Genomic DNA, 13693 nt, shown 5'->3' with positions numbered 1-13693 from the left:
CGATCAGGCCGTCTTGAAGTAGGTGGTCGAACGCTCGGTATCGACGTTGAAATAAGGGATGAAGACGAGGTTCCGACCGTCGACCTTCACGCGGTACGCCTGGTCCTGGTCGGGCATCGCCTCGAGCGCGCCCGGCAGCGCGATTGCCTGATTGTCGATCCCCTCCCACGGGTTGATGCCCGCGTACATCACCGCGCCGCGCATCACAGCGGCGAGGTTCGGGTTCTGGTCGTCGATCGGCAGTGTGCGCAGCGGCTGCGGGATGGTCAGCTCGACCACGTCGCCGGCCTTCCAGGTCCGCTTGACCACCGCGAGCTGGCCGGCCGTGGCCGGCTGGGCCACGCCATTGACCTTGAGCGTCGCGCCCTTGGTCCAGGCCGGGATGCGCAGCTTCATCGCGAAGCGGCCATTGCCGGCCTTGCGCACCTTGAGCTTCACCGTGTCGCGCGCCGGATAGTCGGTCTCCTGCACCACCTCGACCGTGCCGCCGGCACGATCCCAGCTGACTTCGGACGGCGCGTACATGTTGACCAGCAGGCTGTCGTCGTCATGGAAATAGAGGTTCAGCACATAGTCGGCGACGCCCTGCACCAGCGTGCCCGAGCAGCACGGCCATTTCTGGTGGTAATAGCGCTTCTCGCCCGCCGCGCCGTAGTCCGAATAATAGGGATAGCCGCCGTCGCTGTCGGGCAGGCGCACCGCCAGCATCGTGTTGTACAGCGTCCGCTCCAGCCCATCGCCATAGCGCGCGTCGCCGGTGAAGCGCATCAGGTAGCGCGCCAGCTTCAGGTCGGCAAAGGCGCCGCACGGCGTCTCGAAATGCGCCTTGGAGCTTTTAAGGCTCGCAGCGAGCTTGCCCTGGTGGAGATGGACGAACTGCTCTTCGGGCCCCCAACCGCCCGAGGCAAAGCGCTGCGGCTCCATGAACTTCCAGGCATTCTCCAGCGCCTTGCGATACTTGTCGTCGCCCAGGTGCAGATAGGCCTGCGCGCCCGAGCTCAGCGCGATCGTGTGGCTATAGGCATGCTTCTCCGGCAGCACGTCCTGCCCGGCCGCGAGCGGATCGAACCATTCCTTGTCGAGCAGGTAGTGCACCGCCATGTCGCGATACTTCTGGTCGCCGGTGATGTCGGCGACGTGGAACAGGTTCTCCGACATGATATAGGTTTCGTCGTACGGCGGATTCACCTTGCCGATGCGATCGCGCGAGACCGGCGAGATATAGGGCCGACACTTCTCGATGATGATCGGCAGCAGCTTCTTGGCCTGCTCGACGCCCGACAGCCGGTACGCGTCGATCATGCCGACGACGTACTTGTCCATCACATAGGCGGCCCACTGGTCCTGCGCCTTGGGACCGGCATAGGGGTTGCTGCCCTTGACGAACGCCTCGCCGAACCCCTGGACGAGGGCTGCGACCTTGGCGTGGATGTCCTTGTCGCCGGTCGTAGCGCCAAGCCGGGCGAGGCCTGAGATATACTGGCCGATCGTCAGCCCGGGAACGAAGCCGTCCTTGTCGTACCAGCCGCCCATGTTCGGGCCCGGCGCCAGCAGCCCGGCATTCTCGCGGAACACCTTGAGCACCCGGTCATTGTCGAGCGCCAGGTAATGCGACTGGATATGGTCATATTGCTGCTTGATCCGCCCGCCGGTCAGCCGGACCTTGCCATAGGCGAACTCGTGCACGGCTTCCTTGCCGCCCGCCACCGCGGCGGCGGCCGCCAGCGCTGCAGGGCTCGCCATCGTCGTGCCGGCAGCGGCAGTCGCGCACGCAGCACAATGGACGAACTCGCGACGCGAAATCCCGGCCTTTTCGAAGCCCTTCATAGCGATCCTCTCACATGGAATCGGCCACTGCTCCGCAGCGTGCCGACCGTTATCGCTAGGCTTATAATAATACTAATCAACGGCGCAAGACCGGACAAACTTTGTAATGCTTTATCCTCCCCCGGAGGGGGAGGGGGACCAGCGAAGCTGGTGGAGGGGTATTCTCCACCAGCGATACAGCTTGAGGCGCGCTACCCCTCCACCACTGGCTGCGCCAGCGGTCCCCCTCCCCCTCCGGGGGAGGATTGAAGCCTCAATCCTTGCGCTTCTTCTTCGTCCCGCCAGTCCCCGCCCGCTCCAGCCGGGCAAAGCCGTGTCCGATGATGTCCCGCATCGCCTGCGCCGCGCCCGCGCCGTCGCGCGCCTCGATCGCGTCGACGATCCGGCTGTGCCCGGCAACGCTCTCCTCGTGCACTTCCGCCTCGCGCACCGGCGAGCTCATCCGGAACGAGGCGAGCAGCGCGGTCTCGATCACCGCCGAAAGCGAGCGCATCAGCACATTGCCCGATGCCTGCCCAACTGCCTTGTGGAATTCGAGGTCGGCCGTCGCGAACTCGCCCGCATCCCCCGGCGCATCCCCCATCCGCGCCACGCAGTCGCGCATCCGGGCGATGTCCTCCTCGGTCGCCTGCTCGGCCGCCGCCTCCGCTGCCGCCGGCTCGATCGCCAGCCGGATCGCGGCGAGATCGCGCACGAACGCCATGTCGAAGCCCTGCGCAACCTTCCAGGTCAGCACATCGGCATCGAAGAAATTCCAGTGCGCGCTGTCGAGCACGGTGGTCCCCACCCGGGTGCGCGACACGATCAGCCCCTTGGCGGTCAGCGTCTTGAACGCCTCGCGCAGCACGGTGCGCGACACGCCGAAACGGGCGAGCATGTCCGCCTCCGACGGGAGCTTGCCGCCGGGCGGATAGACGCCCGCGAGGATCTCGCCGCCCAGCGTCCGCGCCACCTGGTCGTGGCTCGACAGCGCTGTCTCTGCAAAACGGCTGAAGTTCGGGCGGGCCAGCATTTCGAGTTTCTCCGGGAGGCTGGAATAGCCAGCCAATCCACTTCCTTACAGTTATAATAGTATTTGTGGCCAGCCCCTCGTCGCGGTTCCGGTGCTATCTCCCATGCCCGGAAAGCGCCGCCTCCAGCGGCCCATCCGCGGCATTGCGCCAGTGCCAGTGCGGATAGAGCTCCGCCGGCGCGGTCAGCGCATCGAGCCGCGCCACCACATCATCGGGCAGCATCAGCGCCGCCGCCCCCAGATTGTCGGCCAGCTGCTCCGGCCGCGACGCCCCCAGGATCACGCTGTCCACCGACTTGGCGAGCAGCCAGGCCAGCGACACCTGCGCCACGCTCGCCTCCAGCTCGCCCGCGATCTCCCGCAACGCATCCAGCAGCGCAAAGCCCAGCTCCCGGTCGAACGGCATATACCCCGTCGCCGCCAGCCGATCGCCCTCCGCCCCCGGCCGATTGCGGTCATATTTGCCCGACAGGAAGCCACCCGCGAGCGGGCTCCATGCCGTCACCCCGATCCCGTAGCGCCCCCGCATCATCATCAGGTCGCGCTCGATGTCGCGGCCGAGCAGCGAGTAATACATTTGCCCATGGGTGAACTGCGCCCAGCCATTGGCCCGCTGCAGCTCGAGCGCGGCAGCGACCTTCCAAGCCGACCAGTTGGAGAAGCCGAGATAGCGCGCCTTGCCCGCGCGGACGACCCCGTCGAGCGCCTCCAGCGTCTCCTCCAGCGGCGTCCGCGCATCCTCGTTGTGTGCGATATAGACATCGACCCAGTCCGTCCCCAGCCGGCGCAAACTCTGGTCGATCGCCCAGGCGATGTGCCTTTTCGTAAGCCCCGCCTGGACCAGCGGCGTGCCCATCCGCCCCATCACCTTGGTCGCGATCACCACCCCGTCGCGGTGCGGCGCCAGCGCCTTGCCGAGCACTTCCTCGGACTGGCCGCCCGCATAGATGTCGGCGGTGTCGAAGAAGTTGATCCCGGCATCGAGCGCCTGGCCGACCAGCGCATCGGCATCCGCCCCGCGCACCTTGGCAAGGCCCTGCATCGGATCGTCCCGGGTCAGCGTCAGCGCCCCGAACGCCAGCCGCGAGACGACCAGCCCGCTATTGCCGAGCAGAGCATAGTGCATCGCCTAGCGCTCCCGCTTCACCGAGACTTCCTGCGCGAACACCAGCCGCACCGGCCCGAGCAGCCCGGAATCGAGCAGCGGCTCGTCCGCCGAATAGAAGGTCCAGGGCGTGAAACTCACCCGCCCGCCCGCCGGTTTGGCCTCGCCGGCCTTGTACCAGTCGGGCAGCGCGGTGATCTTGCGCGCCATCACCGGCACCTTCCTGCCGTCCGCCGCCAGCTTCTCGCCGACCTGCCATTCGGCATCGACGAACTGGCCCTCCTCGGGCAGCGCCGCATCGGCGATCATCCGGTTGGCCCAGAGATTGGTCACGGCGAGCGAGACCCTGTTTGCCCCCGGCTTCACCACATCGGTGATGTCGACGCGGTAGGGCTCCTTCCACACCACGCCGAGGTCCTTCCCATTGACGGTCACGCCCGACAGCACTTCGACCCGGCCCAGATCGAGATACACCCGCCGCCCCTTGCCCAGCGCGCTCGCCGGCACGTCGATGTTGCGCTGATAGGTCGCAGTGCCCGAGAAGTGCCGCACCCCGTCATCGGCATGATGGCTGAGCGATTCCAGCCTGGGCAGCACCACGCTTTCCGGCGCCCCGCGCCCGGGCTGGAAGCGCACCGTCCATGGCCCCGCCACCGTCACCGGCTCGGGCACCTTGGCGGTGAAGCCGCCGCCACCCTCCAGCGTATAGCGCCCGCTCGCCCAGGCGAGCCCGTGCAGCCCGCCCGCCTCGTCGCGTTCCACCGTCACCGGCGTTGCCGCGATCGGCGCCACCGGCGGCGCACCCGCCGCTTCGGCGGCGATCTCGTCCGCGCTGAGTGCCCGCGCCACTGTCTTGAGCGGCGTCGAATTGCCCTCGAAGAAATAGCTCACGCCCAGCGGCTGCGGCGCATCGCTGCCGCCGGCGAACACCCGCCGCCCGCTGCGCAGCCCGGTCCGCACCAGCTTGCCGTTCAGGTACAGGCTCGGCGTCCCCTGGTCATAGACCAGCGCAACATGCGTCCAGCCCGAGACCGGCGTGCGGCTCACCAGCACCGCCGGCACGCTGTCCGGGCTCGCCCGCTCGATCACCATCGCGCCATTGCGGCCGATCGCCAGCCCGGCGATCGCACTGCCCTCGCCGTGCAGGTCGCGCCCCGAGCGCGCGTTGATCAGATAGTTCTTGCCCGTCTCGTTGATCCGCCCCTCGGTCTTCTCGTCGGGCAGCACGCGCAAATCGATGTCCGGCTTGGCCCAGAGCGACAAGGTGAAGCTGCCCTCGGGCGCCGCGGCCCGCACCGCAACCGGCGCATCAAGCTCCGCCACCCGCTTGCCGTCGCGCGCGATCCAGCCGGTGCGCTTCTCTCCCTTGTCGGGATCGAGCATCACGAAGGTCGATCCCGCCGGCGACAGGTCGAACGTCACCTTCGTCTCCGCCGCATCGCTGGCGAACAGCACCGGGCGCGACACCGTCCCCGTCTCGGAATCCCAGAGCGACGGCGCGGCACCGCCGACGCGGAAGCTGCACGTCACCGTCTCGGCGCGGCGCTGGCGATTGGCGACGAAATACATGTCGCTGCCCGCCAGCTTGCGGTGCAGCCACACCACCTGCCCGTCGGGCGTCCGCGTGTCGCACCGCGCATCGGGCCCGACCTTGAGCGCGTCCATCGCCTCCAGCACGCTGCCCTTGGGGAAGACCATCCCCGCGCCGACCTTGCGCGGCGCATCTCCTGCACCCCAAAGCGCCTCGGTCGCCGCGCGGAAATCCTCGTCTCCCGTCATCGTCATCGAATGGACCGGCCGCGGCCCGAGGATCACTGCGCCCTGCTCCACCAATGCATGCAGCTTGCTCGCCAGCTGCGGCGTCATGCTCGAAAGCGTCGCGGGCAGCACCAGCAGCCGATACTCCGCCCCGTTCGCCAGTACGATCCGCCCGTTCTTCACGCTCGCCCGGGTCAGCAGCACCTCGGCATTGACCAGGTCATATTGATAGCCCGGCGGGATATGCGGCTCGAAATATTGCCCGATCTTCGGGTTGCTGTCCGGCGACACATCGGGCCGCGCATATTCGGCCTGATAGGGCGTCTCCTCCCCCGTGAAGAACAGCACGTCCGCGACATAGATGCCCTGCCGCAACAGATACTGGCTGCGCGCCAGATACTGCATCCACGGCTTCGCCTGCGCGAACCAGGTATTCGATCGGTCGAGGTTGATCCCCCAAGGCCCCATCACCATTCCCGGCGCTGCCTTGGGATTGGGCTGGTGCGCATAGCGGTGGAAGATGATCTGGTTGAGCCCCAGCGCGAACATCTGGTCGCCCAGCGCCTTCATCGCATAGGGATAGTCCTGCCAGCGGCTGGTCTGCGCCTCGCCGGTGAAGCTCTCCGCCGCGATCACCGGCTTGCCGTACACATGGGCGGCCGACGTCACCATCTTCATCGATCGGTTGTCGGTCCAGGGCGTGCGCGTCCAGAATTCGCTGCTCGGCACTTCGGTCCGCCCCGAAACCTGCAGCGTATCGAACGCGCCGGGCCCGTACGGCTCGGCATAGAAATGCAGGCCGATCGCGTTCGCGTGGCTCTGCATCCGGCCATAATAATTGTCCGCCATCAGGTCCGAGAGCGTATCGCGGAAGTCGAACAGGAAGCGGTCGGACTGGTCGACATCGCCGACGATCCGCCCGGTCAGCGCCGGCAACCAAGGCGTGATCGCATAGCCCTTCTGCTTCGCGAAGAACTGCGGCAGCTTCGCCGTCCAGTTCTGCAGCCCGGCCTCATAGCTGTCGATCATCATCATGTTGAAAGTCTTGCCGAGATAGCCGCCCGACGCCTCGGCCAGCTTGCCGACGCTGCTCTGGAACTGGAAGTCCACCGCATCGGGATCGAGCTTGTCGACCTCAAGCCCCCGCCCGGCATCGGATGCCGCGACGTTCAGATGCGCGGTGCTGGTGTGCCCCAGCCGCAGCACCGTCCAGCGCCCCGCCGGCGGCGTCCAGCGCAGCGTACCGCTCGCGTCGAGCTTGCCGCTCAGGTCGATCACCTTCGCGGGGTCGATCGCATCGGCCTTGCGCAGATCGCTCGGGTGCGGCTCGACTGCGGGCGAGGCGCGGAACAGATGTTCGCCCTTCAAATCCCAGCCATCGATCCGCGGCGTCGCGTGGAACAGCGCCTCGGTAAGCTTCAGCTTGCCCTTGGGCGTGACGCGGAACCAGCTCGCAGTGACGGGCGCGAAGTTGATCGTGCCCGGCGCCTCGATCCCGCGCTCATGCTGCGCCGGCGCGCTGACCTGGCCGATCCGCGTCCAGCTCTTGCCATCGCTGGAGGCTTCGATGTTTGCACTGAACGGCCCGGCATGCGCGTCGCTGTACAAAGTCACTGCCTGCGCGGTGAAGGGCGACTTCATCCTTATGATCAGCGGCGCGTCGGGGGTTGCATTCGTGCCAGTGTTCAAGTCCCGGTCGGTCAGCAGCGTCGGGGCGACCGCACTCGCCGTCCGCATCTCGGCGACCGCGTCGCGATACACGCTGTCGTCCCCCGCGCTCGCCGGGAAGGCAATCAGCGCCGCGTCACGATAATAGCCAAGCTTCGTATAGGGTTGCGCCAGCTTCACCGCGACCGGCTTGCCGCCCGCCACGGTCGCCTCGGTCCAGACGAGCTGCTGCATCGATCGCTCGGGGGTGATCCAAGGGCCGCCCGAGGACGACCAGCCCGGCGCATTGTGCAGCCCCACTTTCATGCCCAGCTGGTCGGCTTTCGCCATCATGTGCGTCATCAGCCGCAACCAGTCTGGACTGAGATAGTCAACCGGCCCCTTGGGCACGTCGCTACTCCCGTCGAACGCCATCACGCTGCCGATGCCGATTTCCCGCATCGCGCCAAGATCCGCGTCCAGACCGTCTGCTGATACGTTGCCGTTCATCCAGTGGTAGAAGGTGCCGGGCCGCACCTCGGCCGGCGGATCGCGAAACGCCTCGGGGCTCGGCTTGCCCTGCGCCGCCGCGTCCGGAGCCGGCGCCTCCTGCGCCATCGCCCCCGCCGCCGGAATCACCAGCGCACACCCCGCCAGCCACCGTCCGATGCCTGCCATGTCCATCCCTCTCCCGACTATCGTTTTGCCACAGCCTAGCAGGCTAAAATATCATATAAAACGATAAATAGGCTTGGCATGCCGATCTTCTCCCGGCATCACCTTTGCAAACAGAACAGTCTGGAGGATGAGGATGGCACGCTGGGCAAGATGGGCTTTGCTGGCAGCAGCACTGGGCAGCGCCGCCCCCGCGCTGGCACAGGCAGGCAGCCTCAACCGCGCCACCGCCTTTGCCGACAAGCCGGCCATCGCGGTCGGCGTCGCCTGGTATCCCGAGCAATGGCCCGAGGCACGCTGGGACACGGATCTCGCGCTGATGAAAGCCACGGGATTCAACACGGTACGCGTCGGCGAGTTCGCCTGGAGCCGGATGGAGCCGGAGGAAGGCAAGTTCGATTTCGCCTGGCTCGATCGCGCGATCGCAGCGGCGAAGAAGCACGGCATGATGGTGGTGATCGGCACCCCCAGCGCCGCCCCGCCCGCCTGGCTCACCCAGAAATATCCCGAGGTACTGCGCGTCGACGAGAACGGCACCCGCGCCGGCCATGGCGGCCGCCGCCACTTCTCCTTCGCCAGCGCCCGCTACCGCGACTTCTCCCGCCGCATCGCCGTCGAGATGGCGCGTCGCTACGGCAAGGATCCCTCGGTGGTCGGCTGGCAGATCGACAATGAAGTCGGCCCGCCTTCGTTCGATCCCGAATCGGTCGCCGCCTGGCACGCCTTCCTGCAGAAGCGCTACGGCAGCATCGACGAGCTAAACCGCCGCTGGACCACCGAATATTGGAGCCAGCACTACAACGACTTCGGCCAGGTCCCGCTGCGCGCCACCGGCCAGCAGAACCCGGGCCTGCTGCTCGATTTCAAGCACTTCACCACCGCGACCTGGACCGACTATGTCCAGAACCAGGTCCGCGCGATCCGCCCGCTGATCGATCCCCGCGCCTTCGTCACCACCAACACGATGTTCTGGAATGCGGGCTTCGATCACTATGCGATGCACCGCGATCTCGATATCGCCTCCTGGGACAATTACATCCAGGAAGGCCGGCCCGATTGGGTGGCGAACGGCGCCAATCACGATCTCGTCCGCGGCTACAAGCAGCGCAATTTCTGGCTGATGGAAACCCAGCCCGGCCGCGTCGACTGGGCCCCGGTCAACCGCGCGCTCGACCCCGGCCAGGTCCGCGAAATGGCGTGGCAGGCCGTGGCCCACGGCGCCGATGCGGTGCTCTACTGGCAGTGGCGCCCCGCCGCCAACGGGCAGGAAACCTATCACGGCGCGGTCCTGGGGCAGGACGGCAAGCCCAACCCGATCCAGCCCGAGATCGCCCGCACCGCCGCCGATCTCGTCGCCGCCGCGCCCCTGCTCGCCGACACCGCGCCCAGCGCCGATGTCGCGATGCTCTTCTCGTACGACAGCCGCTGGGCGATCGATATCCAGCGCCATCACAAGGACTTCGACGCGATCAAGGCGTTCACCGACTTCTACCGCCCGCTGCGCACCCAGGCGCAAGGCGTGCACGTCGTCGCCCCCGAAGCCGATCTCGCCCGCTACAAGCTGGTGGTCGCACCCAATTTGATGGTCTTGACCGAGGGGCAAGCGAAGGCGCTGGAGAGCTATGTCCGCAGCGGCGGCAACCTCGTGCTCGGTCCGCGCTCTGGCATGCGCGACGATGCCAATGCGCTCTGGCCGCAGAAGCAGCCGGGACCGCTGGCCACCCTGCTCGGCGCTGAAATCGCCCAATATTATGCGCTGGACGAGAGCGTCGGCGTAACCGGTGCGGTCGCGGGCAAGGCGACGATCTGGGCCGAGGACATCACGCCCCTGGCCAAGGGCGTGCAGGTCCGCGCCACCTATGCCGACAAAGGCGGCTGGCTCGACGGCAAGCCCGCGATCGTCACCCGCAAGGTCGGCAAGGGCAGCATCACCTATGTCGGCGCGTGGCTCGATCCGGCGGCGATGGCCCAGCTCGCCACCAGCCTGCTCGCCGATGCGAAGGTGAGGCCGATCCTCCCCGGCGCCGACCCCGATCTCGAGATCGCCGTCCGCGCCGGCGGCCGCAAGCGCGTGCTGATCGCGATCAACCACGGCAAACAGCCTCATCCCCTCGCCCTCCCCGCCGGCGCGAAGCCGGCCGGCGGAGACTGGGCGGATGGCCAGATCGCCGCCCACGGCATCGCGTGGTTCACGCTGGGAGATGCCAAATGATCAAGCCGCTGACGCTCTCGCTCGCCGCCCTGCTCCTCGCCGGCGCGGCAACCGGTCCCGATCATTGGGTGCCCGCCTGGTCGGGCCCGCCGATCGGCTATGAACCCGATACGCGCGACGGCAAGGCGCTCGGCCGCCCGTTCGAGGCCGAGACGGTCCGCCAGGAGCTGCGCGCGGGCATTGCCGGCAAGACGCTGCGGGTGCGCCTCAGCAACGAGCTGGCCGACGAGGCGCTGCGCATCGGCGGCGCCTCGATCCTCCGCCTCGATGCCGAGGGCAAGCCGATTCCCGGCAGTCTGCGCACGCTTACTTTCAGCGGTACGCGGGATGTCCGTATCCCCGCCCGCGCGCCTATGCTCTCCGATCCGCTTGCCTATCCGGTAGCGGCCGGCGAGCGGCTCGCTGTCTCGCTCTACTTCCCCGACGAGGTGGCCCCGCCCACCCACGCGCAGATGGTCGATATCGCCAGCGGCGACGCCACTGCCGAACTCACCCTCCCCAGCCCCCGTCACGCCCGCGCCTCGGGCGTGGTCAGCGCGCTGGAGCTGTCGGGCACCGTGGCGACCAAGGTGCTGGTTACCTTCGGAGATTCGATCACCGAAGGCGCCGGTGCGTCCAAGGCGATGAGCTGGCCCGACCAGCTCGGCAGGCTGCTCCCCGCAAGTCCGCAGGGCCGCTGCTGGACGGTCGCCAATGCCGGGATCAGCGGCAACCGCCTGCTGAGCCAGGGCCGTGGCCCCGGCGCGCTCGCCCGCTTCGATCGCGACGTGCTGTCGGTGCCGGGCGCCACCCATGTCGTGATCCTCGAGGGGATCAACGACATCGGCACGGTCAAGAACCCGGGCAAGGACTGGCAGCCGCCGGCCGCCAGCCTGATCGCCGCCTATGAGCAGCTGCTGGTCCGCGCCAAGGCGCGCGGCCTCAAGGTGATCTTCGGCACGCTACTGCCCTATCAGGGCGCCGCCTATGCCGATGCGGCTGGCGAGCAGCGCCGCAAGACGGTCAATGCCTGGATCCGTGCCAATGCCGCGCGCTTCGACGGCCTGATCGACTTCGACAAGGCAATGGACGAACCGGGCCAGTCCGGCACGATGCGCTTGGCCGAGCAGATCGGCGACCATCTCCACCCGAACGACGCAGGCTATACCCGCATGGCGAAAACGGCCCTGCCCCAGATCCTGAAGCAGGGCTGCCGCTAGCTGGGCATCTTTCTCCCTCTCCCCTTTGGAGAGAGGGCTTCGAGCCTCAGCGCTCAACCCGGATCAGGTAGCTGGTCGTCGCCGGCGCCCCCACGCGGATCTCCCAGCCCGGCTCGATCATCTTGCCGGAGATCTCCTTGCCGATCGGCCGCGCCGCCCCGTCCAGCGGCTGGGCGAACACCCCGATCGCGCCTTCCAGGTCCTTGAGCTGAATCCAGCCGGTGACCGGCTCGATCAGCGTCGGCGCGGTGCCCCATTCGGTCAGCATCGCGCCGCGCTCGTCCCACTTCGCGCCGGTGTTCTCGGTCCGGCTCGTGGTGGTGAGCAGCAGCCGGTTCGACAGGTTGATCGGCTTGCCGTCGAGTGACGACAAAGTGATCGTCGCAAAGTCGTTCTTGATCTCGGCCGAGAGGTTGCGGGTCTGCACCTTGGCATTGTCACGGACGAAGCCGACCAGCGCCTGGCTGCGCGGCGTATCGACACTGACGATTCCGTCCTTGCCGTCCGAGGTCTTCCAGCTCAGCTCCTTCGTGTCCGACACGATAGGGTTCGCGGGCGGCAGCGGCGCGGGCAGACTCGGCTTGCAATCGAGGCACGAGACCCGCGAGCCATGGACCAGCGGGATCATCTTGTCGAAGCCCGGCGTGTAATAGGGCATCTCCGCCCGCGGCAGGCGCGACGCCTCGCTGATCTGGTCGGTCGAATAGGAGCGCGTCAGCACCGTCTTCGCCGCAGAAACGTCCCCGCGCAGGAAGATCATCGCCCCCGCCGGCATCTGCGCCATCTTCACCGGATCGAGCGTCATGTCGAAATGGTCGGCGATCGCCGGCTTCCACTCGCCGCTGATCTTGGTCTCGAACGTGTAGAAGAAGATCCCGTCCCAATCCTGCAGCGCCGCATAGGAGGCGAGGATCGGGATCATCTCCGAGCCATATTCGCTCGGGAACGGGTGGTTGACCTCGCTGACCGTGAACGGCTTGCCGACAGCAGTGCTGCGCGCGAGCTTCTGGATGATCGACAGCTCGGGGCTGTTGACCATCGGCTCGTTGCGCCGGCCATAGATCGCGGGGTGCTGCCAATAGACATGCGCATCGACGATGTCGCCCTTGAGCGCAGTGCGCATCAGCGGCTGGTTGGCGATGAAATAAGTGTGGTCCGCCATCGGCACGATCGGCGACTTCACGCCCAGCTCGTCTTTCAGGAAGTGCTTCATGTCAGCGTGGAAGTCGATCTCGACCTGGGTCAGGAAGGCCAGCTCGGCATCGAGCCGCAGGCGCGGCGCGTCAGGGTGATCGCCGCGGCGCATGAACGGTACCGGCTTGTCCGCCGTAACGCCCGCGATCCGGTGCAGCTCGGCGACCTGGGCAGCCGTGCGGTTCTTGGCGAGCCAGCTATTGTACATGCTCACCAGCAGCGCCTGGTAATGCGGCGTCATGTCGAGCTGGTAGTTGGCCCCGCCCTTCACCCGTTCGCCGCGCAGCCAGTTACGCATCCAGAATTCGAGCACCGAATTCTCGTTGACCACCTCGACGGTCATCACCGCCGGATCGTCGGCGTAGCGCAGCCCGGTATATTGGTTGGTGTGGCCGAGCAGCTGCTTTGCATATTCCTTCTGCAGCGCGACCAGCTCCGGGCCGAAATAGGTGAAGGCCTTGGCGTTGTTGATCAGATCGACGTCGGGCACGCCGTCGCCCGACTTGAAGACGCGGCCGACATTCAGGTTGAAGTTGACGTAGATGCCGTTCTTCTTGAGCTGCGCGAACCAGTAATCGAGCCGCTCCATCCGCTCGGGATTGATCTCCCGGCTATTGTTCACATCGCCGCGGATCAGGCCGCGCGGGCCGTGGGTGACCGGGCCTCCCGTGCCTTCGTTGCGCATCTGGTCCGGCGTGTCGGGCCGGTCGAGGAAGTGCATGCGGACGCAGTTCACCCCCAGCCGCGCCAGTGCATTGGCATAGGTCTCTGCATCCTTGTGCGAAGGGATTTCCTCGCCGCCGATCGTCCAGCCGGTCAGGTTGACGCCCCAGCAGCGGAAGCGCTTGCCGTCGCCGCGATAGAGATGGCCGTCGCGCGCCTTGATGAAGCCGTACTTCCCCGCCGGCCCATCGAGCAGGAAGCGGGCATCGGCGCCGGAATCTACCCGCGCCTCATGATCCACCGGGAAGGGCTGCATCGGAATGTCCTGCGCCGAGGCAGGCGAAGTGAGCGCCGTTCCCGCAAGTGCGGCGGCGGTGAACAGGCAGGCGAACCGCTTCATG

General features: G+C 67.0%; 7 protein-coding genes. 2 read left to right on the top strand and 5 right to left on the bottom strand.

What is annotated here, in order from left to right:
- Positions 1–3: 3 nt before the first annotated feature.
- The 4 genes from GGR46_RS13180 to GGR46_RS13165 all read right to left on the bottom strand — a co-directional run bounded on the left by GGR46_RS13180 (position 4) and on the right by GGR46_RS13165 (position 8027).
- Positions 4–1827, bottom strand: a complete 1824-nt coding sequence (locus GGR46_RS13180; RefSeq protein WP_183998401.1) for a beta-L-arabinofuranosidase domain-containing protein — start codon at positions 1825–1827, stop codon at positions 4–6.
- 253 nt (positions 1828–2080) lie between these two features.
- Complete coding sequence (locus GGR46_RS13175) at positions 2081–2875, bottom strand: FadR/GntR family transcriptional regulator (RefSeq protein ID WP_246426068.1); 795 nt, start codon at positions 2873–2875, stop codon at positions 2081–2083.
- A gap of 58 nt (positions 2876–2933) precedes the next feature.
- Entirely contained in the window at positions 2934–3965 is a 1032-nt protein-coding gene (locus GGR46_RS13170; RefSeq protein ID WP_183998400.1) for an aldo/keto reductase, read from the bottom strand.
- Between the two features lie 3 nt (positions 3966–3968).
- The gene (locus tag GGR46_RS13165) at positions 3969–8027 is read right to left on the bottom strand and encodes a glycosyl hydrolase (RefSeq protein WP_246426067.1); all 4059 of its coding nucleotides are present in this window, start codon (positions 8025–8027) and stop codon (positions 3969–3971) included.
- Between the two features lie 133 nt (positions 8028–8160).
- Between GGR46_RS13165 and GGR46_RS13160 the strand changes: the two genes are divergently transcribed.
- Together GGR46_RS13160 and GGR46_RS13155 are read left to right on the top strand one after the other, a co-directional pair.
- Positions 8161–10236, top strand: coding sequence for a beta-galactosidase (locus tag GGR46_RS13160; protein ID WP_246426066.1), 2076 nt, complete (start codon positions 8161–8163; stop codon positions 10234–10236).
- The gene (locus GGR46_RS13155; protein ID WP_183998398.1) at positions 10233–11435 is read left to right on the top strand and encodes an SGNH/GDSL hydrolase family protein; all 1203 of its coding nucleotides are present in this window, start codon (positions 10233–10235) and stop codon (positions 11433–11435) included. Before GGR46_RS13160 ends, GGR46_RS13155 begins: the two co-directional genes overlap by 4 nt.
- A 46-nt stretch (positions 11436–11481) precedes the next feature.
- On the opposite strand, the gene GGR46_RS13150 is transcribed toward GGR46_RS13155, so the two are convergent.
- Complete coding sequence (locus GGR46_RS13150) at positions 11482–13692, bottom strand: hypothetical protein (protein WP_183998397.1); 2211 nt, start codon at positions 13690–13692, stop codon at positions 11482–11484.
- Between the last annotated feature and the right edge of the window lies 1 nt (position 13693).

Source organism: Sphingomonas kyeonggiensis, from assembly GCF_014196745.1.
GTDB lineage: Bacteria > Pseudomonadota > Alphaproteobacteria > Sphingomonadales > Sphingomonadaceae > Sphingomonas > Sphingomonas kyeonggiensis.
Note: the sequence above shows the minus strand (reverse complement) of the source record. Positions and strands in the feature narration are given on the sequence as shown.

Coding starts and splice junctions, on each gene's coding strand:
- GGR46_RS13180 (WP_183998401.1), bottom strand. CDS start 1,827: ATGAAGGGCTTCGAAAAGGCCGGGATTTCGCGTCGCGAGTTCGTCCAT.
- GGR46_RS13170 (WP_183998400.1), bottom strand. CDS start 3,965: ATGCACTATGCTCTGCTCGGCAATAGCGGGCTGGTCGTCTCGCGGCTG.
- GGR46_RS13165 (WP_246426067.1), bottom strand. CDS start 8,027: ATGGCAGGCATCGGACGGTGGCTGGCGGGGTGTGCGCTGGTGATTCCG.
- GGR46_RS13160 (WP_246426066.1), top strand. CDS start 8,161: ATGGCACGCTGGGCAAGATGGGCTTTGCTGGCAGCAGCACTGGGCAGC.
- GGR46_RS13155 (WP_183998398.1), top strand. CDS start 10,233: ATGATCAAGCCGCTGACGCTCTCGCTCGCCGCCCTGCTCCTCGCCGGC.
- GGR46_RS13150 (WP_183998397.1), bottom strand. CDS start 13,692: ATGAAGCGGTTCGCCTGCCTGTTCACCGCCGCCGCACTTGCGGGAACG.